The 19,946-nt window shown below is 72.3% G+C and carries 13 protein-coding genes and 1 pseudogene; 11 read left to right on the top strand and 3 right to left on the bottom strand.

Annotated elements, in window-relative coordinates:
* Positions 1-137: 137 nt before the first annotated feature.
* Positions 138-1,442 carry a UDP-glucose dehydrogenase family protein gene (locus ACRDTB_RS30360; protein ID WP_431435605.1) on the bottom strand — a complete coding sequence of 435 codons (1,305 nt, stop codon included), beginning with the start codon at positions 1,440-1,442 and terminating at the stop codon, positions 138-140.
* Positions 1,443-1,725: 283 nt separating this feature from the next.
* Between ACRDTB_RS30360 and ACRDTB_RS30355 the strand changes: the two genes are divergently transcribed.
* From ACRDTB_RS30355 to ACRDTB_RS30305, 11 genes are all read left to right on the top strand, one after another.
* On the top strand, positions 1,726-3,069 hold the full coding sequence (locus ACRDTB_RS30355) for a nucleotide sugar dehydrogenase (RefSeq protein WP_431435604.1): 1,344 nt from the start codon (positions 1,726-1,728) through the stop codon (positions 3,067-3,069).
* Positions 3,059-4,258, top strand: a complete 1,200-nt coding sequence (locus tag ACRDTB_RS30350) for a glycosyltransferase family 4 protein (protein WP_431435603.1) — start codon at positions 3,059-3,061, stop codon at positions 4,256-4,258. Before ACRDTB_RS30355 ends, ACRDTB_RS30350 begins: the two co-directional genes overlap by 11 nt.
* 137 nt (positions 4,259-4,395) lie before the next feature.
* Positions 4,396-5,775, top strand: a complete 1,380-nt coding sequence (locus ACRDTB_RS30345) for an exopolysaccharide biosynthesis protein (RefSeq protein WP_431435602.1) — start codon at positions 4,396-4,398, stop codon at positions 5,773-5,775.
* Positions 5,772-7,643 carry a Wzz/FepE/Etk N-terminal domain-containing protein gene (locus ACRDTB_RS30340; protein WP_431435601.1) on the top strand — a complete coding sequence of 624 codons (1,872 nt, stop codon included), beginning with the start codon at positions 5,772-5,774 and terminating at the stop codon, positions 7,641-7,643. Before ACRDTB_RS30345 ends, ACRDTB_RS30340 begins: the two co-directional genes overlap by 4 nt.
* Before the next feature lie 16 nt (positions 7,644-7,659).
* Complete coding sequence (asnB, locus tag ACRDTB_RS30335; RefSeq protein WP_431435600.1) at positions 7,660-9,588, top strand: asparagine synthase (glutamine-hydrolyzing); 1,929 nt, start codon at positions 7,660-7,662, stop codon at positions 9,586-9,588.
* Between the two features lie 128 nt (positions 9,589-9,716).
* Positions 9,717-11,945, top strand: a complete 2,229-nt coding sequence (locus ACRDTB_RS30330; RefSeq protein ID WP_431435599.1) for a bi-domain-containing oxidoreductase — start codon at positions 9,717-9,719, stop codon at positions 11,943-11,945.
* Positions 11,945-13,903, top strand: a complete 1,959-nt coding sequence (locus tag ACRDTB_RS30325; RefSeq protein ID WP_431435607.1) for an alginate lyase family protein — start codon at positions 11,945-11,947, stop codon at positions 13,901-13,903. The genes ACRDTB_RS30330 and ACRDTB_RS30325 overlap by 1 nt, the downstream gene beginning before the upstream one ends.
* A gap of 16 nt (positions 13,904-13,919) precedes the next feature.
* Complete coding sequence (locus ACRDTB_RS30320; RefSeq protein ID WP_431435598.1) at positions 13,920-15,458, top strand: right-handed parallel beta-helix repeat-containing protein; 1,539 nt, start codon at positions 13,920-13,922, stop codon at positions 15,456-15,458.
* 1 nt (position 15,459) lies between these two features.
* Positions 15,460-16,701, top strand: coding sequence for an O-antigen ligase family protein (locus tag ACRDTB_RS30315; RefSeq protein ID WP_431435597.1), 1,242 nt, complete (start codon positions 15,460-15,462; stop codon positions 16,699-16,701).
* Between the two features lie 23 nt (positions 16,702-16,724).
* The gene (locus ACRDTB_RS30310; RefSeq protein WP_431435606.1) at positions 16,725-17,942 is read left to right on the top strand and encodes a glycosyltransferase; all 1,218 of its coding nucleotides are present in this window, start codon (positions 16,725-16,727) and stop codon (positions 17,940-17,942) included.
* On the top strand, positions 17,939-18,634 hold the full coding sequence (locus ACRDTB_RS30305; protein WP_431435596.1) for a phosphatase PAP2 family protein: 696 nt from the start codon (positions 17,939-17,941) through the stop codon (positions 18,632-18,634). Before ACRDTB_RS30310 ends, ACRDTB_RS30305 begins: the two co-directional genes overlap by 4 nt.
* Here ACRDTB_RS30305 and ACRDTB_RS30300 read toward each other — a convergent pair.
* Positions 18,631-19,581: a hypothetical protein gene (locus ACRDTB_RS30300; protein ID WP_431435595.1), complete on the bottom strand. Its 951-nt coding sequence runs from the start codon at positions 19,579-19,581 to the stop codon at positions 18,631-18,633. The genes ACRDTB_RS30305 and ACRDTB_RS30300 overlap by 4 nt on opposite strands.
* Positions 19,582-19,620: 39 nt before the next feature.
* A pseudogene (locus tag ACRDTB_RS30295) lies at positions 19,621-19,946 on the bottom strand (glutamate-1-semialdehyde 2,1-aminomutase); the annotation flags it as partial.

The raw sequence follows: 19,946 nt of genomic DNA, 5'->3' as shown, positions 1-19,946 counted from the left end.
GTGCTGGACGACGTGTGCGCCGAGGTCCCGGCCGGCGGCCGGCGGCCGGAGCGCCACGCCGACCAGGCCCTGGCCGTCGTGACCTTCACCCCCAGCGGCATCCCCGGCGGCATGGCCGGCACGCTCGGCGGGTCCGGTCAGTGACGGCCGATGCCCTCCCACTGGAAGCCGGCGCGGCGGACCACGTCCGGGTCGAGCAGGTTGCGGGTGTCGACCACGACCGGGCTGGCGACCACGGCCGCCAGCTTCGCCCAGTCCAGCGTGCGGAACTCCGGCCACTCGGTCAGCACGACCAACGCCTCGACGCCCTCGGCGGCCACGTACGGGTCGTCGACGAGCGTGATGCCGTCCAGGTCCGCCCGGGTGTCGTCCGAGCGCAGGGCCGGGTCGTAGCCGACCAGCTTCGCGCCGGCCTGGCGCAGCAGGGCCGCGACCGCGAGGGCCGGTGAGTCGCGCAGGTCGTCGGTGCCCGCCTTGAACGTCAGGCCCAGCACGCCCAGCCGCACCTTCGACAGGGAGCCGCCGCGCCTGCCGGTCACCGCCATGCGGACCTTCTCGACCATGCGCTGGCGCTGCCGGTTGTTCGTGTCGATCGTGGCGCGGATCAGCCGGAACTCGAAGTCCGCCGCGTCCGCGAGCTGCAGCATCGCCGAGGTGTCCTTCGGCAGGCAGGAGCCGCCCCAGCCCGGGCCCGGCTGCAGGAACGCCTGGCCGATGCGCTTGTCGTAACCCATGCCCTCGGTGACGTCGGAGATGTCCGCGCCCAGCCGGTCGCACAGCTCGGCGATCGCGTTGACGTAGGACAGCTTCATCGCGAGGAAGCAGTTCGCCGCGTACTTGACCAGCTCCGCGCTCGCCGCGTCGGTGAGCACGGTCGGCGCGCCCAGCCGCGCGTACAGCGCCGCGACCCGCTCGGCCGCGTCCTGCTGGTCGCAGCCGACCACGATGCGGTCCGGGTTCAGGAAGTCGTGCACCGCCGAGCCCTCGCGGAGGAACTCCGGGTTCGACACGACCGCGACGTCGTCGCGCTCCAGCAGCTCCACGGTCCGCTGCGCGGTGCCGACCGGCACGGTCGACTTGTTCACCACCACGCAGTTCGGCGGCAGCAGCTCGCGAACGTCCTCGACGACCGACTCGACCACCGACAGGTCGGCCACCCCGCCGACGCCCATCGGGGTTGGCACGCACAGGAACACGACCTCGCTGCCCTCGACGGCCGCGGGCGCGCCCAGCACGAACGACAGGCGGCCGGCCGCGAGGCCCTCCGCCACCAGCTCCGCGAGCCGGGGCTCGAGGATGTCGATCTCACCCGCGCAGAGGCGCTTGACCTTCTCCGCGTCCACGTCGGCGCACACGACGTGGTGGCCGAGCGAGGCCAGGCACGCGCCGGTCGTGAGCCCCACGTACCCGGTGCCGACCACCGCGATCCGCCGTACGAACACCTGGGCTCCCCTCCGTGCGGTCCCGTGCACGACGAAACTACAGGGGATGTGACGCCCGCGAGGTTCGGACCCGATCCCTCCGGGTGGGGATGCGCGGTAACGGGACGCCCCGGTCGGCCGACCTACTGAACGAGTCAGTTGCGGCGTCAGTGTCACCACGTTGACGTCACCGCACGACATGTCCGGTTCGGGGACCGGGTCAGGTTCAGACCGAAGAGTCCGACGGAGGATGCAGCGTGGTGACGTCACGCTTGTTTCGTGCTGCCCGGCACCGGGTGAGCGCATGAGAATCAGCGTCTTCGGCCTGGGCTATGTCGGCTGCGTGTCCGCCGCCTGCCTTGCCGCGCGCGGCAACGAGGTCATCGGCGTCGACGTGAACCCGACCAAGATCGACCTCATCACGCGCGGGCAGGCCCCGGTGGTCGAGGAGCGCATCGGCGAGCTGACCGCCGAGGTCGTGGCCGGCGGCGCGCTGCGGGCCACCACCGATGTGGCCGAGGCGGTCGCCGCCACCGAAATCTCGCTCGTCTGCGTCGGCACGCCGTCGGCACCGAACGGCAGCCTGTCCACCGCCTACCTGGAGCGCGTGGCCAGCGACATCGGCGCCGCGATCGGCGCCGCGACCGATGCCGCGACCGAGGAAGACCGCGACCACCGGCACACCGTCGTCTTCCGCAGCACGATGCTGCCCGGCACCTGCCTGGAGCTGCTCGTCCCGATCCTGGAGAAGTCGTCCGGCAAGACGGCCGGCGTCGACTTCGGCGTCGCGGTGAACCCCGAGTTCCTGCGTGAGGGCACGAGCGTGCGGGACTTCTTCGACCCGCCCAAGACCGTGATCGGCGAGCTGGACGGCGCGAGCGGCGACGTCGTCGCCGCGCTGTACGACGGCCTGCCCGGCGAGGTCTTCCGGGTGCCGATCCCGGTCGCCGAGATCACCAAGTACGCGGACAACTCCTTCCACGCGCTGAAGGTGGGCTTCGCCAACGAGCTGGGCGCGATCTGCGCGGCGCTCGGGCTGGACTCGCACGCGGTGATGGACGTCTTCCTCGCCGACCGCAAGCTCAACGTGAGCCCCGCGTACCTGCGACCCGGCTTCGCGTTCGGCGGCTCGTGCCTGCCGAAGGACCTGCGCGGGCTCGTGCACGCGGCCCACCGTGCGGACGTGTCCGTGCCGATCCTCTCGCACATCCTGCCGTCCAACGAGGAGCATCTGCGCCGGGCGTTCGAGCTCGTGGCCCGCACCGGCGAGCGCAAGGTCGGCCTGTTCGGCCTGTCGTTCAAGCCCGGCACCGACGACCTGCGCGAGAGCCCCCTGGTCGAGCTCGCCGAGCGGCTCCTGGGCAAGGGCTACGACCTGCGCATCTACGACGCCAACGTGACCATGTCCCGGCTGCTCGGCGCGAACCGCGAGTTCATCGAGGCACGGCTGCCGCACCTGGGCCAGCTGCTGCTCCCGTCCATCGACGACGTCCTCGAGCACGCCGGCGTGATCCTGGTCGGCTGCAAGGACCCCGCCGTGCTCGCCGCGCTGCCCCACGGCGGCGACAAGGTCATCGTCGATCTGGTCCGCATCCCCGGCGCGCAGGTGCGCCGGGCCGAGTCGGGGTACGTGGGACTTGCCTGGTAGAGCACTGATCCTCGTCGAGAACCTCTCGGTCCCGTTCGACCGCAGGGTGTGGCAGGAGTCCACCACGCTGCGGGACGCGGGCTGGGAGGTCCACGTCATCTGTCCACAAGGGACGAAGCGGGACACCGAGCCGTACGTCGAGCTGGACGGGGTTTCGATCCACCGCTACCCGCTGCGCGCGGCGACCGGCGGGCCGGCCGGCTACGCCAGGGAGTACGGCTCCGCACTGTGGCACACGCTCCGGCTCGCCCACCGGATCGACCGCACGGTCGGCAAGGTCGACGTCGTGCACGCGTGCAACCCGCCGGACCTGCTGTTCCTGGTGGCCCGCATGCTCAAGCGACGTGGCGCGCGGTTCGTGTTCGACCAGCACGACCTCGTGCCCGAGCTGTACCTGTCCCGGTTCGACCGCGGCCCGGACCTCCTCTACCGCGCGGTGTGCCGGGCCGAGCGGGCCACCTACCGCACGGCCGACGTCGTGATCGCCACGAACGAGAGCTACCGCGACGTCGCGATCACCCGGGGAGGTGTGGCGCCGGAAAAGGTGTTCGTGGTCCGCAGCGCACCGGCCGTGGAGCGGTTCCGGCAGGTGCCGCCCGAGCCCGAGCTCAAGCGGGGCAAGCCGCACCTGCTGTGCTACCTGGGCGTGATGGGCCCGCAGGACGGCGTGGACTACGCGCTGCGTGCCCTAGCCGCGCTGCGTGACGAGCAGGGTCGCACGGACTGGCACGCGGTGTTCGTCGGCGCCGGCGACACGTTCGAGGACATGGTCCGCCTCGCCGACACGCTGGGCCTGGCCGACCACGTGGAGTTCACCGGCCGCATCCCCGACGCGGACCTCGTGCGCTATCTGTCCACATCGGACGTATGCCTGTCGCCGGATCCGAAGAACCCGCTCAACGACGTGTCCACCATGAACAAGGTCATGGAGTACATGGCAATGGGCAAGCCGATCGTGTCCTTCGAGCTGCGCGAGGCCCGCGTCTCGGCCGGCGACGCGGCACTCTACGCGCAGGCCAACGACGTCTCCGAGTTCGCGAAGCTCACCGCGCAGTTGCTCGACGATCCGGGCGAGCGGGCCCGGATGGGCGAGCTCGGCCGCGCCCGCGTCCAGGGCGCGCTGTCCTGGGCGCACTCGAGCGAGGCGCTGCTCGCCGCCTATGCGTCAGCACTCGACGACCGACCGTAAGGCGTATGTCCCGATTTGACTAAGAGTTACCGACCAGCTGTAACCCAAGCCGGTTCCCGCGCGACGGGATTCGTGAGTACTGGTCCGATGTCGAGAACCGACACGGGCCGAAGTACCTCAAAAAGGGGGCCCTCGCAGTGAACGACGACACAGTGCGGCTGTCCATGGTCGGGCAGGTGTTCCGCAGGCGGCGGCGGTTACTGATCGTGTTCACCATCGTGGGTGCGGCCGTCGGCGTGGCCGCATCGTTGCTCTTCTCGCCCGGATACGCGGCCTCGGCGAACGTCCTGCTGCAGGGACCGCGGGAGCCCGACCAGCTGGTGACCGAGGCGCAGGTGGCGATGAGCTCGGCGGTGCTCGACGACGTCGCCACCGAGCTGAACTGGGGCAAGTCCGCCAGGGATCTGGCGGACTCGGTCGACGCCGTGGTCGCCGAAGGCAACATCATCAAGGTCACGGGCTACGCGGACACCCCTGAGCGTGCGCAGCGGCTCGCGGACCAGGTGGCGAACGAGTTCGTCGGCTTCTCCACGAGGCTGCTCAGCGACACCGCCGACCCGGCGACACAGGTCTCCCAGGAACAGCAGAAGTCGCTTCGCCAGCAGGTCGTGGACACCAACCGGCTGATCTCCGAGCTGCACGACTCGGCGGGCGGCGGCAACACCATCGACAGCGTCGGCGTGCGCACCGAGCTGGAGGCGCTGCGCAACACCCTCGCCGAGGCGATGACCCGGATCGACGAGCTCGACGCCGCCGCCGGCCAGGGGAAGATTGTCGTGATGGCGCCCGCGGACCGGCCGACCGGGCCCGCCGCGCCGTCCATGCTCCACTTCGTCGCCGGCGGGGCCGCCCTGTTCCTCCTCCTGGGTGTGCTCGGCCACCTGTACCTGGCGCGCAGCGACCGGCGGATGCGGCGCGAGGAGCACATCGCGTCGGCAATCGGCTCCCCGCTGCTCGGCGGCATCGACGTGCCCGACGAGCCGGACACCGACCGGCCGGCCGGCGACCGGCGGGAGAGGCTGCGCCGGCTCCTCGTCGACGACCGGCCCTGGCATATCCCCGAGCTGCCCACCGCCGTGGACGAGGAGGGCCTGGAGATCCGGTACCGCCGCGTGCTGTCCCGGCTGCGCGAGCGCGTACCGCGTGCCGCGGCCACGTCGCCGGTCCTCGTGGTCGTCGCGAAGGACGACCCGTCCGCGCGCCGCGCCGCCGCCAGGCTCGCGCGCACGGCGACCGACACGGCGACCGACACCGTCGGTCGCGAGCGGCTGGACGTGGTCGCGGTGTCCGCGGAGCAACCGATCGTGCCGGACGGCGCCGCCGGCGTGCTCGTCGTGATCACCGCCGGGACCAGAACGCCCTGGGAGTTGGTCGACATCGCCGAAGCGTGTACCGACGCCGGACATGGCCTGCTCGGCGTGCTGGTCACGCACCGGACCCGGCCGAAGCAACCGACCCGCCCCGCCGAGACGCCCCCGGACGTCCCGGCCGAGACCGCGATGGCAGGTTCAGCATGACGCCGACGAAGTCGACCACGACAGCGGCGCCGCCGTCGACCGCACCCACGGCGCAGCCCCTGCTCGACCTGACCAGGCTGCTGCTGGCCATCCGCCGCGGACGCAGGCTGTGGATCTGCCTGGGCGTGGTCGGGCTGCTCACCGGCCTCTCGCTGGCCTTCCTGCTGCCGACTCCGCCCACGGCGGTCATGCGCGTCTACGTGGTCCACGAGGACGACCAGCCCTCCGACAGCGGCAACCTCGCCCGTACCGACGTGACCCTGATGACCACGGCCAAGATCGCCGGCGCCGCGCTGGACGAGGTCGGCTCCAGTCAGCGGCCGGAGGACTTCCTGGAGGACTACACCGTCACCGGGCTGACGAACAACGTGCTGGAGGTGACCGTCCGGGCGGAGACGAACGCGGACGCGGTGCGCCGTGCCCAGGCCCTGGCCGACGTCTTCATCGCCGCCCACGTGAGCCGCGTCCAGACCGCGGCCGCTTCGGAGGCGAAGGCCCTGACCGACCAGCGCGACCGGGTTCAGGCCGACCTCAGGCAGGTGAACAGCCAGATCGCCAACGCCGAGACGCAGGCCCGCCAGCAGACCGAGGAGAACGGCGGCGAGGAAGCCGCGCAGTCCCAGCCGAACGCCGCGGGGCTCGACTCGCTCTACGCCCGCCGGGCCGAACTCACCTCTCGGATCTCCGACCTCAGCCAGCAGGCGGAGGAGGCGGGCATCGGCGCACCGCGGGTGGCCGCCGGCACACAGGTCGTGGACGCCCCTCGCCCGCTGAAGATCTCCCAGGTCACGACCCTCGCGACCAACGGCGCGATCGGCCTGCTGCTCGGGGTGGTCCTCGGCTGGGTCCTGGCGGCACTCACCGGCGTCGTCAAGGACAAGCCGGTGCTGCGCAAGGACATCGCGGCGCACCTCGGTGCCTCCGTGGTCGCCCAGCTGCCGATGCCGCGGCGTGGGCTCGCCCGGCTGTGGCGGGGCACGCGCGCGGGTCGGGAGCGCAAGCGGGTCGCCGGCACGCTGGCGCGGCTGGCGCGCGGCGAGCCCGGGCCGGTGTCGGTGCTGGAGCTCGGTGCCCCGCGCATCGCGGCCGCGCTGGTGCTGGACGTGGCGACCGAGCTGGCGAGCGACCGCGACGTGGTGATCGTCGAGGACCCGGCGGGCCGCGTCGTCGACGACGACCTGCCCGGGCGCGACCTCCACGAGCTCACCGGCCGCGCGGACCGGCCGATCCGGATCATCGGCGCGGACCAGACCGCGCCCGCCGCACCGGGCGAGACCCGCCTCGGCGTCGGCTCGGTCACCCCCGGCACCCCGTGGACCGACCTCGCCCACCTCGGCGACGAGGCGCTGCTCGTCGTGCGAACCGGGTTCGCGAACACCGCGTGGCTGCACGCGGTCGCCCGCCAGCTCGCCGACTGCCGGATCCCGATCATCGGCGTCGTGCTGGTCGACCCGGACCCGCGGGACAAGTCCGACGGCACGCTGTGGGACGGCCTGCACACCGCGCTGCGCGGCCGCACCCGGCCGGACCGCGCCATCGAGCCCGCGCCCTCGGCGAAGCCCTCGCGGACGCCGGAGCCGGCCGCCAGGCAGACCCGGAAGCCCACGTCCGCGCTGCCCGCGCACTACCCCACACCGGTCCCGGCCAAGGGCGTCAACGGTGTCAACGGAACCGCGGACCTGCCCACCAAGCGGTTCGCGTCGGTGCAGCCGCATTTCGACGACTCGGCGGTCGGCACCGGGAACGGCACGGGGAGCGGCGCTGGGCACACCAGCGAACAGGCCGGGCACGACCTGCCGACGAAGCGGTTCGCCCCGGTCCGGCCGGAGGACGTCGACGGGTTCGTGCACCGCGGGAACAAGAGCTGAGAGGCCTGGGAAACCCATGTGCGGCATCGCAGGCACGTATCTCTGGCCGGGCGGCGGCGCGCTCACCGACCGGCTCACCGACACGCTCGCGCACCGCGGGCCCGACGGCGCCGGCCGCTACGCCCACCGGGCCGGGGCCGGTGAGGTCCACTTGGGACACAGGCGGCTGTCCATCATCGACCTGTCGGAGACCGGCGCCCAGCCGATGGTCTCCGGCGGGCTGGCCATCACCTACAACGGCGAGCTGTACAACGCGCCGGAGCTGCGCCGCGAGCTGTCCTCGGCCGGTGTCCGGTTCCGCGGCAGCTCGGACACCGAGGTCGTGCTGGAGGCGTGGCGCCGGTGGGGCACGGACTGCCTGCCCCGGCTGCGCGGCATGTTCGCGTTCGGCGTCTTCGACGAGCGCACCGGCGAGCTGACCCTGGTCCGCGACCAGCTCGGCATCAAGCCGCTGTTCGTCGTCCGCCGCGGGAGCGCCACCGTGTTCTCCTCCGAGCTCAAGGCCATCGCGTCCGAGGTGGACGGTCTGACCGTGGACGACGGCGCGCTCGTCGCGTCGCTGCTGTACTACTGGGTCCCCGACCAGCGCTGCGCGTACCGCGAGGCCGAGAAGCTGCGGCCCGGCACCTGGCTGCGGCTGCGCCCGGACGGCAGCAGCGAGCGCGGGAAGTACTGGGACATCAGGGAGGTCGCCGAACAGGCGCGGCACCTGCCCCCGCTGGACCTCGATGAGGTCGTCGCCGAGTCGACCCGCCGGCACCTGCTCTCCGACGTCCCGGTCGCCACGTTCCTCTCCGGCGGCCTCGACTCGAGCTACCTCACCGCGCTCGCGGCCCGCTACCAGCCCGGGATCTCCGCGTACACCATCGGCTTCCGGTCCGAGGACGCCAAGTTCGAGGCGATGCCCGACGACCTGCGCTACGCCCGGATCGTGGCCGAGCGCTACGGCGTGGACCTGCACGAGATCGAGATCGCGCCCCGGGTGCTGGACCTGCTGCCGAAGATGACCTACCACCTGGACGAGCCGATCGGCGACCCCGCCGCGATCAACACCTACCTGATCTGCACGGCCGCGCGCGAGGCGGGCGTCAAGGTGATGCTGTCCGGGATGGGCGCCGACGAGCTGTTCGCCGGCTACCGCAAGCACTTCGCGAACCTGCTGGCACGGCGCTACCAGCGGGTGCCGGGCATGGTCCGCCGTCCGATCGGGACGGTCGTGGACCGGCTGCCGGTGGCCACCGCGCGCCGGGGCTACCGGTCGGTGCGCTTCGCCAAGCGGTTCCTGTCCTTCGCCGAGCTGCCCGAGGAGACCGCGTTCCGCCGCAGCTACACGATGTACGACCGCGCCGAGCTGCTCGACCTGGTCGACCCGGACCTGGCCGAGACCGTCGACGACGTGCTCACCGAGCACGCGGACACCTACCACGACAACGCGCTGACCGACCACGTGAACCGGATGTGCCTCGCCGACGCGCGGCTGTTCCTGCCCGGGCTGAACCTCGCCTACACCGACCGGTCGAGCATGGCCGCGTCCACCGAGGTGCGCGTGCCGTTCGTCGACGTCGAGGTCGTCAAGGCCGCGTTCCGCATCCCCGGCCGCCAGAAGATCGCCGGACGGCAGGGGAAGGCGGCGCTCAAGCAGGCCGCCACGTCGATCCTGCCGAGGGAGATCATCTACCGCCCCAAGGGCCTGTTCAGCGCGCCGCTGCGGGCGTGGATGAGCCGCGACCTGGCGCCGCTGGTGCGCGAGGTCGTCGACGACGGCCTGCTGGTGCGCTCCGGCTTCCTCCGCCAGGACGCGCTGCAAAGGCTGGTGGCCGAGGACGCCGCCGGGCAGCAGGACCGCAGCAAGCACCTCTGGCACGTGCTGACCCTGGAGTACTGGTACCGCGCCGCCACCGACCGCGTTTCGGCCGCACCTGTACCAGGAGGCCACTCAGGATGACTCAAGAGGAGTCCTCGCCAACCGCCGCCTCAGGGGAACGTGACGCAACCCAGCCACAAGTACGTGACCAATCAGGACGATCGCTGCGAGACGCGACCACACCGTTGAATTCCGGAGAGGCGGGCCGCATGCGGCTGGTGGTACAGAATTACAAGAGTGGGGAGCTGACCCTGCTGGACGTGCCGGCACCGGCGTGCAAGCCGGGTGGCGTGCTGGTCCGCACCACGTTCTCGCTGATCTCGACCGGGACCGAGCTGATGAAGGTCTCCGAGGCCGGCAAGTCGTTGCTGGGCAAGGCGAAGGCCCGTCCGGACCAGGTCGCGAAGGTCATGCAGAGCGTCGCGACCAACGGGCTCGCGGCCACCTACCGCAAGGTGACCACCAAGCTCGACTCCTACACCCCGCTGGGCTACTCGCTGTGCGGCGTCGTGACCGAGGTCGGCGCCGGCATCGACGACGTGGCGGTCGGCGACGTCGTGGCGTGCGCCGGCAACGAGCACGCGCTGCACGCGGAGCTGAACTGGGTGCCGAAGAACCTCTACGCGCGGGTGCCGGACGGGCTCGACCCGCGGCACGCGGCGTTCGCCACGGTCGGCGCGATCGCCATGCAGGGCGTGCGCCGGGGCGAGCCGCGGCTGGGCGACGTGGCGCTGGTGATCGGGCTCGGGCTCATCGGCCAGCTGGTGGTGCAGCTGCTCGTGGCCTCCGGCGTCCGGGTGGTCGGCCTGGACCCCGACCCGGGCCGCTGCGAGCTGGCCGAGCGGCTGGGCGCGCTGGTGTGCGCGCCGGCGAGCACGGGCGTGGTGGACACCGCGGTCGGCGAGCTGACGGGCGGGCACGGCGTGGACCAGGTGTACCTGGCGGCGGGCGGCTCGACGAACGAGCCGGTGGAGCTGGCGGCGAAGCTGGCCCGCGACCGTGGCACGGTCGTGGACATCGGCAAGTGCTCGCTGAACCTGCCGTGGAACGCCTACTACGAGAAGGAGCTGGACGTCCGGTTCTCCCGCTCGTACGGCCCCGGCCGCTACGACCCGTCCTACGAGCTGGAGGGCCGGGACTACCCCATCGGCTACGTGCGCTGGACCGAGCGCCGCAACCTCGAGTGCTTCCTCGACCTCGCCGCCCGCGGCCGGGTCGACGTCGAGCCGCTGATCTCGCACGTGGCCGGCTTCGCCGAGGCGGAGCCGACCTACCGGGCGCTCGACGAGGGCGAGCGCAAGGCGGTCGCGGTGCTGTTCCGCTACGGGCACGAGGAGTCCGACACCGTCGCGGAGCCGCCCGTGCTCACGATCCCGGTGTCCGGCACCGAACCCGGCGCGCCGCGTGCGGCCGGGCGGCGGCGCGGGCCCGTGCGGCTCGGGTTCGTCGGCGCCGGCAACTACGCCTCCTCGATGCTGCTGCCGCACCTGACCGGGCGCGCGGACGTCCTGCTGGACCACGTGGTCACGACCTCAGCGCTGTCCGGGGCGAACGCGCGGCGCAAGTTCGGCTTCGCCGCCGCGTCCACGGACCTGGACGACGTGCTGTCCAATGAGGACGTCGAGGCGGTGTTCGTCGTGACCCGGCACAGCTCGCACGCGGAGCTGACCGCGCGGGCGCTGCGTGCCGGCAAGGCCGTGTTCGTGGAGAAGCCGCTCGCGCTGTCCGAGGCGGAGCTGGGCGTCGTGTTGGACGCGATCGCCGAGTCCGGCAACGACCGGCTGCAGGTCGGCTTCAACCGCCGGTTCGCGCCGCTGCTGCGGTCGGCGAAGGCGGAGTTCGGCACCCGGGTCGGCCCGGCGTCGGTGCGCTACCTCGTCAACGCGGGCAGGCTCGAGCACGGCAGCTGGTACAGCCAGGCCGACGCCGAGGGCACCCGGTTCGCCGGCGAGGGCGGGCACTTCGTCGACACCGTGAGCTGGCTGCTCGACGGCGACCCGGTCTCGGTGTTCGCCACCGCCACGCCCGGCCAGGACGACCTGCAGATCCTGCTGCGCTACCCGGACGGCTCGACGGCCGCCGTCACCTACGCCACCTCCGGCGCGCCCGGCTTCCCCAAGGAGACGCTGGACCTGCTGGCGGACCGCAAGGTGCTGAAGCTGGACGACTTCGTGAAGGCGTCGGTGACCTTCTCCGGCCACGCGCGGAAGCGGTGGGTCAGCTCGCGGCTGCCGAAGGGCCGGGACAAGGGCCAGCGCGCCGAGCTGGACGCGTTCCTCCGCGCGGTGGCGACCGGTAGCCCGATGCCGGTGCCGGTCGACTCGCTGGTCGCGACCACGCTCGCCACGCTGGCCGTGCGGGCGAGCCTCAACACCGGCGCACCGGTCCGCCTGGAGCTGCCCGCTCGCCCAGCGGCACCGATCGGTTCGCCCGCATGATGTCGCCCGGCTGGTACCTGCGCCGGCTGTCCCGGATGGGGCCGCGCGAGATCGCCGGCCGCGCCGGTGACGTGCTGCGCAAGCGGCGCTGGCGCGGCGAGTACGCGAACCCGCGGCGGCCGGACCCGTTGGCGCGCCGGGAGTTCACCAGCGTCATGGCGCTCCCGGAGGTGCCGGACGACGCGGTGAAGCGGCTCGTGGAGACCGCCGAGGAGCTGCTGGCCGGGCGCGCGGAGTACTTCGGCGTGGTGCGCGAGGACATGGTCGCGCCGGACTGGACGCTCGACCCGAGAACCGGCCGCCGCGCGCCCGCCCGCGCGTACGCGTTCGACATCGCCTACCGCAGCGAGGACCGGGTCGGCGACATCAAGCAGATCTGGGAGCCCTCGCGCCACCAGCACCTCACCGTGCTCGCCGCGGCCTACGCGCTGACCGGCGACGAGCGCTACGCCACGCGGGTCGCCGAGCACCTGCGGTCGTGGTGGGCGGCCAACCCGCCGCTGACCGGCGTGCACTGGGTGAGCGGGATCGAGCTGGGCATCCGGCTGCTGTCGTGGGTGTGGGTGCGCCGGCTGCTGGACGGCTGGCCGGGCGCGCCCGGCCTGTTCGAGGACAACCCCGAGGCACTGCACCAGATCTGGCACCACCAGCGCTGGCTCGCCGCGTTCTCCAGCGGCGGGTCGTCGGCCAACAACCACGTGATCGCCGAGGCCGCCGGCCGGCTCGCGGCGGCGGCCGCGTTCCCGTGGTTCCCGCAGTCGACCGGCTGGCGGGCCGACGCGTCGCGGGCGCTCGACGAGCACCTGCGGGCCAACACGTTCGGCTCCGGGCTCAACCGCGAGCTCGCCACCGAGTACCACGGCCTGGTGGCCGAGCTCGGCCTCGCGGGCGCGCTGGAGGCGCACGCGGCCGGGGTGGCGGTGCCGGAGACGACCCGCCTGGTGCTGCTGCGGATGTGCGACGCGCTGGCGACGGTCGTGGACTCGCGCCTGCACCCGCCGCGCCAGGGCGACGCCGACGACGGCCACGGGCTGGTGCTCGACGGAACCGGCACACACCGGTGGGGCTCGCTGCTCGCCACCGGTGACGCGCTGTTCGGCCGGCGGGACTGGTGGCCGGGGACCGACGTCGGCGCGGACGTCCGCACGCCGCTGCTGGCCGCCCTGGCCGGCTCCCGCGACGGCACCGCCTTCCGGGTGACCGCGCCCAGGCCGGCGCTGCGGCCCACGACCCTTCCCGACGCGGGCATGACGATCCTGCGCGCGCGTGGCGCGCACGGCGAGATCTGGTGCCGCTGCGACGGCGGCCCGCACGGCTTCGGCTCGATCGCCGCGCACGCGCACGCCGACGCGCTGTCGGTCGAGGTCCGCCACGACGGCGTGGACGTCCTCGCCGACCCCGGAACCTACTGCTACCACGGGCAACCCGAGTGGCGGGCATACTTCCGCGGCACGCTCGGGCACAACACGCTGGAGCTGGACGGCCGCGACCAGTCCGTGAGCGGCGGCCCGTTCCTGTGGACCCGGCACGCGCGCACCCGCGTGCTTACCGCCGGGGACACCCGCTGGAGCGCCGAGCACGACGGTTACGGGACCGCGACCCACCGCCGCACGGTGACGCTCGACGGTACGGACCTGCGAATCACCGACGAGGTGCGCGGCGACGGCGAGCACGCGGGCCGGCTCGCGTTCCACCTCGGCCCCGCGGTCACCGTCGAACTCACCGGGACCACCGCACGCCTGAGCTGGCCCGGGCACGACCGTGAGCACACCGCGGTGCTCGAGCTGCCCGCGGACCTCGCGTGGTCCGCACACCGCGGCGAGACTCCCGGGGCGAGCCGGCCCCCGCTGGGCTGGTACTCGCCGGGGTTCGGCCGACGCGAGCCCGCCTGGGTACTGATCGGCGGCGAGGTTCGCGGCGGCGACACCCTGACCACCCTGCTCCGCTTCGACCGATAGCCAGGAGGAATCCACTGTGAACACTCGACCGTGGACTCGCGCCCGCCGCGTGGCGGCGCTGTGTGCACTGTCGTCCCTGCTGTTCGCGTGCACGCCGTCCCCGGCCGAGGACGCCGCCGCACCCGCGAGCTCCGGCAACGGCGGCAGCGAACCCGCCACCTCGCGGACGGCCGCGGTGTGCGGGAACACCGAACCCGGTCCCCCGAGCGCACCGCCCGGCGCGGTCGAGGTGCTCCCGGGCACCGGCGAGGACCTGGCCGACGTCACGGAGGCCAGCCCGCCCGGCACCACGTTCTGGCTGGCTCCGGGCACCCATCGGCTCGGCGACGGCGAGTACGACCAGGTGATGGCGAAACGAGGCAACGTCTACCTCGGCGCTCCCGGTGCCGTGCTCGACGGCCGGCGCGTCAACAGGTACGCCTTCTCCGGCAAGGCCGAGGAGGTCACCATCCGGCACCTGACCGTGCGCGGGTTCGTGCCGCCACGCGACGAGGGTGTGGTCAACCACGACTCCGCCAACGGGTGGACCATCGAGCACAGCACGATCACGAACAACGACGGCGCCGGCATGATGGCCGGGGCGCGCCAGACCGTGCGGGCCAACTGTCTGAAGGACAACGGACAGTACGGCATCAACGCGTACCAGGGCGACAACGGCATCACCGACCTGCTCGTCGAGGGCAACGAGATCACCGGCAACAACACCGGCGACTGGGAGTCCAAGGTGGACGGCTGCGGGTGCAGCGGCGGCGTGAAGTTCTGGGCGGTCGACGGGGCGGACGTCCGCGGCAACTGGGTGCACGACAACCGGGGCACCGGTCTGTGGGCCGACACCAACAACAACGACTTCCTCATCGAGAACAACGTGATCGAGGACAACGACGGGCCGGCGATCTTCTACGAGATCAGCTACAACGCGATCATCCGGAACAACGTGCTGCGGCGGAACAACCTGGTGGAGGGCAAGTCCTTCGCGGACCGCGACGACAGCTTCCCCGCGGCGACCATCTACCTGTCCGAGGCGGGCGGCGAGCCGCGCATCGAGGCACGCACCGACAAGATCGACGTCTACGGCAACGAGCTGACCGACAACTGGAACGGCATCACCTTGTGGGAGAACGCCGACAGGTTCTGCAACAGCCCCGCGAACACCTCGGGCGACTGCACGCTGCTCGTGCCGAACAAGGCGACGTGTTCCCAGCCCGCCATCGCCAAGCCCCCCTACTACGACGACTGCCGGTGGAAGACGCAGAACGTCGACATCCACGACAACAGCTTCACCGTGGACACGAAGGCACTGCGCTGCGACGACATGTGCGCCCGGATGGCCGTGCTGTCCAACTACGGGACCTACCCGGACTGGTCGCCCTACCGCGAGGACGCCGTCCAGCAGGCGATCACGTTCGAGCAGAACAACCGCTGGCGGAACAACCGGTACACCGGGCAGTGGTCGTTCGTCGTGCACGACACCAGCGAGACGATCGACGCCGCCGCGTGGCGGGCGGACCCCTACGAGCAGGACGTGTCCAGCGACTTCGCGAAGTCGGGTGGATGAGATGGCCGTGACCTCGCACCGCCCGTCGGTCGACACGCCGGCGTTCCTCCCCGAGGAGCGCAGTCCCCGGCTGGTCGGCGCGGTGTGGGTGCTGCTCGTGATCAACACGCTCGGCTCCCAGGGCGCGGTCACGGTCGTGCCGATCCCCCGGTCGGTCACGCAGCTGGTCACGATGGGCGCGCTGGTCGTCGCGTTCGGGCTCGCGCTCGTGCTCAACCCGCGCGTGCGGCTGCGGCCCAGTGCCCTCCTGCTGCAGCTGTCGCTGCTCACCGTGGTCAGCGTCATCTCGAGCGCGCAGCTGGAGTCCGGCTACGGCGCGTTCTTCCGCTGCGGGCGCCTCGCGATGTTCCTGGCCACGCTCTGGCTGCTCACCCGGTGGTGGGACGACGCGACGCGGCTGGCACGCCATCACATCCGGGCGATCGGCGCGGTGCTGCTGACGGTCGTCGCCGGCATGGTGATCGCACCCGGGAAGGCGTTCCCGGAGTTCTACAGTGGACGCCTGGTCGGCGCGGTCTGGCCGATGACGCCACCGCAGATCGGCTTCTACTCGGCCACGGTCATCGGCCTGACGGTGTTGCTCTGGCTCGGTGGCCGCACCACCCGGTCCAGCCTGCTGCTCGTCGCCGCGCCCGCGGTCGTGCTGCTCCTGCTGACCCACACCCGCACGGCCACCATCGCTCTCGTCGCCGGCCTCGCGGTCGCGTTCATCTCGCTCGTGTCCACCTCGACACGGGCCCGCCGGCTGTTCGCCCGGGCGACCATCCTCGCCGGCGGGGCGGCGATCTTCCTGGGGCCGGCCATCCAGGCATGGCTGCGCCGGGGGCAGGACGACGAGGCGCTGAGCGACCTCACCGGCCGGCAGAAGGTCTGGGACGCCCTGCTCGCCGCGCAGCGCACGACGAGCGAGCAGCTGTTCGGCGTCGGGTTGACCAACAAGTCCTACGACGGCCTGCCGATCGACTCCAGCTGGCTCGCCGTGTACCACGAGCAGGGCCTCATCGGTGTGGCGATCGTGGTCGGCTTCCTCGCCACCCTGCTCGTCGTCGCCGTGCTGCGGCCGCCCTCGCTGGAGCGGGCGGCCGCGCTGTTCCTCATCCTCTACTGCCTGGTCGCCTCGTACACCGAAGCCGGGCTGGGGGACGCCTCCCCGTACCTGCTGAACCTCGCCGTCGCCGCGGCGTTGCTGCACGCCGCCGGACGCTCGGCCGAGCGTGCCCACCGACCTGGAGTGCGGACATGAACGGGGACGAGCACACGGACCCGTTGCGAGTCCTCGTCGTACACAACCGGTACCGGTCGGCACAGCCGAGCGGCGAGGACCGGGTCGTCGACCAGGAGCTCGCGCTGCTGCGCGAGGCCGGCCACCGGGCCGACCTGTTCGAGCGGCGCAGCGACGACATCTCGTCGATGTCGTTGCCCCGCAAGGCGGTGGTGCCGGTGCGGGTGCCGTGGAACCCCGCCGCGCGCGACGCCCTCGCCGCGCGGCTGCGTGCCGACCGCCCGGACGTGGTGCACGTACACAACACGTTCCCGCTGCTGTCCCCGTCGGTGCTCGACGCCTGCACGGTGGCCGGCGTCCCGGTGGTCGCGACCCTGCACAACTACACCCAGGTCTGCCCCACGGGCACCCTCTACCGGGACGGCGCGCAGTGCCGCGCGTGTGTTGGGCGGCTGCCGCTGCCCGCGGTCCGGCACGGCTGCTACCGCGGCTCGCGGCTGGCCACGGTGCCGATCGCGCTCAACCTCGCCGCCAACCGTCGCCGGTGGTCGGCGTCGGTCGACCGGTTCTTCTGCATCTCCGCGGCGCAGCGGGACATCCTGGTCGAGTCGGGCATGCCGGCCGACCGCCTCGTCGTCAAGCACAACTTCGTCCCCGAACCGGGCGTGGTCCGCACCGGTCGCGCCGAACATCTGCTCTTTCTCGGCAGGCTGACCGAGGAGAAGGGCGTTCGCCTGCTGATGTCGGCCTGGGACCGGATCGCCGCCGGCGGCGGGCTCGGCGTTGCGCTGGCGCTCGCGGGCACCGGGCCACTACAGGACGAGGTCGCACGGTGGGCGCGGGACCGGGACGACGTGCACTACCACGGGCTGCGGGATCCGGCGGGTTGCCGGGAGCTCATCGCCCGAGCCGCCGCCGTCGCGGTGCCCTCGACCTGGCTGGAGACCTTCGGCCTGGTCGTGGTGGAGGCGAAGGCGGCCGGGGTGCCCGCGGTGGTCGCCGGGCACGGCTCGCTCGCCGAGCTGGTCGACGACGGCGTCACGGGACTGACCCACCGTCCCGGCGACGCGGCCTCACTGGCCGAGAGCCTGCGGCGGATCGTCGCGGACCCCGAACGCAACCGCGAGCTCGGGACCGCCGCGCGGGCCGACTACGAGCGGCGGTTCGGCCCGCGGGCGGGGCTCGCGAACCTGGTCGGCGGTTACCGGGCGGCCATCGCGAGTACGGGGCACGGCGCCGCGGCGGTGACGACCAGCACGTGACCGGCGACCCATCCGGCGCGCGCGGCTGCGCGGAGTCCGGCGACGCGCGTCCCGTCCCGGCGCTACCGGAGCGGGCGCGCGTGCTGATGGCGATCGTGGCGACGCTCGCGGCCATCGCGGTGACCGTGCTCGGCGTCGCCTTCGCCGGCACCGACACGGGCACCGCGTTCGACACCTCTGTCCAATCGGGACTGTGGCGGCTGGGCTCGCCGTGGCGCGAGATCGGTCGGATCGTCGACGTCACCGCCGAACCGGTGGGCATCGTGCCGGTGCTCGCGTGCGTGATGCTGGTGCTGCGCGCGCTGGGCCATCGGCGCGGCGCGGTGCTCGCACTGGCCGGCACGGCCGCCTCGGTCGCCGTCACCACGGCGTTGAAGCCCGTGGTGGGGCGCGACATCAACAACGGCTTTCTCGCGTTTCCCAGTGGTCACACGGCAACCGCGACGTCGATCGCGCTCGTCTGCGCGTTGGCTGTCCTGCATCGCCACCGGGTCGGCCCCGTGACCGGCGTGCTGCTGGCCGCGGCCATCGTGATCCCGGCGGCGGTGGCGATGGGCTGGGCGCAGGTCCTGGAGAACTCGCACTATCCGACCGACACGGTCGGCGGCTTCTGCGTCGCGCTGGTGATGGTGCCACTCACCGGCCGACTCATCGACGTGGTGGCCGACCGGTGGGCGGGGCACGAGCACTAGCTGGGGACGAAGACCTTCACACCGTCGTCGGTGCCGGGAGTGTCGTACGGCGCGACCTCCTCCTCGGTGAAGTCCGCGAGGTCCGAGAGCCGCCGGAAGTCCCGCATCGCGGTGCCGACGCACCGCACGTCGGCGCAGGGCGCGCCGGACCCGTCGCGGACGTCCCCGACGTGCACGGTGCGGAAGTCGATGCTGTAGCGGGTCGCGTCGCTCGTGTTCGGGATCGACGCGTGCAGCTGGTCGCCGGAGAAGATCATGATCCCGCCCACCGGCGGCACGACGGTGACACGGGGCTCGTCGGCGTCGAGGGGCTCGTTCGGGGCCGGGTGGACCCGCATGTCCTTGCTGCCGCTGAAGTCCTTGATGCGACCGCGCCAGGCGTTCGCCACGTAGTAGTTGTAGTCGCCGCTGTTGTTGGGGATCTCCCGGCCGAACCAGCGGGGGAAGAACTCCATGATGTTGTCGGTCGCCACCGGCCAGACCGGCATCCACCAGTTGACCTGCTGGCGTGGCGCGGCGTACCAGGTGTCGCGATGCGGCTGGAACGCGTACGCGATGCCGGTGGACAGGCCGCCCCGCGGGAACGCCGTGCGCAGCTTGGGCACGTCCGCGTAGACCTCGTCCTCGCGGGCGCCCAGCGCGGTGACGACGCGCCGCAGGTGCGCGATCGACTCCGGGTGGTGGATGAACTTCGGCTTGAAGTCGATGAGGAGGTCGGCCAGCTCGTCCGGGGATCGCCTGGTGTGCACCGAGGTCGGGTCGTCCGGGCCCAGCGCGCCGGTGACGAGGTCACGGGTGAACGCCGCGAACGCCGCGACCTCGGGGACCTTCGTGTAGACGAGCACGTCGCCGGCGAACAGCCGGCGGCGCCGTTCCGCGTCGTCGAACGACGGGTCGATGTGGACGTTGGCCATCGGTGTCCTCCGGATGTCCGTGCTGGTGCTCACTCCTGAGAGAGTCCACGAAGGACTAGTGATCGTTACGGCTCACGAGAACGGCCGGATGGCCGGCCGCACCGCGCGCCCGCCCATCCACGGCGTGGGGTCGCCGGCGTCGAGTGCCGCGCGGTACACCGCACACGCCCGCTCGACGACCGCCACGGTGTGGTCGAGGTCGGCGTCGGTCAGCGCACTACTGACCACAAAGGATGGACCGATCACGCCACCCCTGACGAGCTCGCGCAGGAACAGCGTCCGGTACTGCTGTGACGGCTTGCCCGCGGCGTCGAGGGTGGCGAAGACGAGGTTGCTGTCCCGGCCCCGGACGACCACGTGGTCGGCGACGCCCGCGGCGGCGGCCACCGCCCGCACGC

The sequence above is a fragment of the Actinophytocola sp. genome, assembly GCF_050699935.1.
Classification (GTDB): domain Bacteria; phylum Actinomycetota; class Actinomycetes; order Mycobacteriales; family Pseudonocardiaceae; genus Actinophytocola.
The sequence above is the reverse complement of the archived record's forward strand: the minus strand, read 5'-3'. Positions and strand labels throughout refer to the sequence as shown.